This is a genomic window from Priestia sp. SIMBA_032 (genome assembly GCF_046535215.1).
Lineage (GTDB): Bacteria > Bacillota > Bacilli > Bacillales > Bacillaceae_H > Priestia > Priestia aryabhattai.
Map to the genome: position 1 here is coordinate 1 of NZ_JAWRXD010000593.1, position 274 is coordinate 274.

The window sequence follows — 274 nt, forward strand, 5'->3', positions numbered from 1 at the left end:
TCAATGGTATTGAGTGGGATAAAACGAAACATACTGTCACAGTGTACGATGAAAAAATCTCGCTAACTCCTATCGAATTTTCGTTACTCGGACTATTTTTGCAAAATACAAACCGTGCTTATAGCCGAGATGATTTAATCGAAAAAATTTGGGGCTATGAAACAGATATCGAATATAGAACAATTGACTCACACATTCGTAATATCCGTGATAAACTACGCAAAAAAGGATTTCCGATTGAAGATTACCTAGAAACGGTCTATAAAGTCGGATA

At 35.4% G+C, this 274-nt stretch carries 1 protein-coding gene; it reads left to right on the forward strand.

The genetic code is table 11. From position 1 onward, the window contains the following. The coding region (locus SB717_RS35640; RefSeq protein WP_410907672.1) for a winged helix-turn-helix domain-containing protein at positions 1 to 274 on the forward strand (274 nt) is incomplete at both ends.